This is a genomic window from Agromyces bauzanensis (assembly GCF_014645655.1).
Classification (GTDB): domain Bacteria; phylum Actinomycetota; class Actinomycetes; order Actinomycetales; family Microbacteriaceae; genus Agromyces; species Agromyces bauzanensis.
On record NZ_BMMD01000065.1, the window covers coordinates 1 to 1,281 of the forward strand.

General features: G+C 64.5%; 1 protein-coding gene and 1 pseudogene. Both read left to right on the top strand.

Annotated features, from left to right (window positions below; genetic code table 11):
• Window positions 1-206: pseudogene (locus IEX31_RS18405) on the top strand (tyrosine-type recombinase/integrase); the annotation flags it as partial.
• Window positions 203-1,198, top strand: coding sequence for a tyrosine-type recombinase/integrase (locus IEX31_RS18410; protein ID WP_188744837.1), 996 nt, complete (start codon window positions 203-205; stop codon window positions 1,196-1,198). The pseudogene IEX31_RS18405 and the gene IEX31_RS18410, both read left to right, overlap by 4 nt.
• Window positions 1,199-1,281: the final 83 nt, after the last annotated feature.

Sequence of the window (1,281 nt, forward strand, 5' to 3'; positions counted from 1 at the left end):
ACGATCTCCGGCATACGTTCGCGGTCAACACCCTGATCGACGCCCACCGCGGTGGTGTCGGTGTTGACGCCCGCGTCGGCGCTCTGGCCACCTACCTCGGTCATCGCAGCCCAATCCACACCTACTGGTATCTGTCCGCCAGCCCAGAGCTCCTCCACCTGGTCGCCGATCGCGTGGAGCAGAACATTCAGGAAGTCCGGCCATGAGCACGTTCACCGCCACCCTCCAGTCGTTCTTCACGACGTTCCTGGTCGGCCAGAAAGCGGCCAGCCCGCACACCATCGCCGCCTACCGCGACACCTTCAAGATGCTGCTCACCCACCTGCACGACACGACCGGCATCACCCCGGATGCCGTCGAATTCGCCGACGTCAACGCCGACGCGATCGCCGCCTTCCTGACATACCTGGAAACCGTCCGGAACAACACGGTCCGCACCCGCAACGCACGGCTGGCCGCGCTCCATGCCTTCTTCGCCTACGCGGCCTACCTCAACCCGGAGCACGCCGATCTGATCGCCAGAGCACTGGCCATAAAGTCGAAGAAGACGAGCACGACCGTGCTCACCTATCTCACCGACGCCGAAGCGGACGCCCTCCTTGCCGCACCCGACCAGACCACCAGGACCGGCAGCCGGGACCATACGATCATCATGGTCCTGCTGACCACCGGTCTGCGTGTCAGCGAACTGACGGGGTTGACCCGCGGCGATCTGTGTCTGGACAGACCTGCCTACCTGCTCTGCCACGGCAAAGGACGCAAAGACCGCATCACCCCACTGAACAAGCAGGCGGCATCGGCACTGCGCCGATGGATTGCCCGCAGCCCTGACGCCGGGCCAGGATCCTCGGTGTTCACCGCCCAGGGCAGCGCCTATCCGATCAGCCGCGACGCGATCGCCGCCAGACTCAGAGTCCACGCCGCCACCGCGGCGAAGAACTGCCCGAGCGTGGCTGGCAAGACCATCACGCCGCACACCCTGCGACACACCACTGCCATGCGAATGCTCGGCGCCGGGATCGATACCACCACCATCGCGCTCTGGCTCGGACACGAATCCACCCAAGCAACCCAGGCCTACCTGCACGCCGACCTCAGCATGAAGGAACGCGCGCTCGCCCGACTTGCCCCGATCGGCAACGGCGGCAAGCGATACTCCCCGAAAGGCGACCTGCTGACCTTCCTCGAGAACCTCTAGTTATGCCGAACTATCCGACCCGAACATGCCCCTGATCAGGCGCTCCCGCACAACATCGGCATAACTCCGACATCAAGATAATC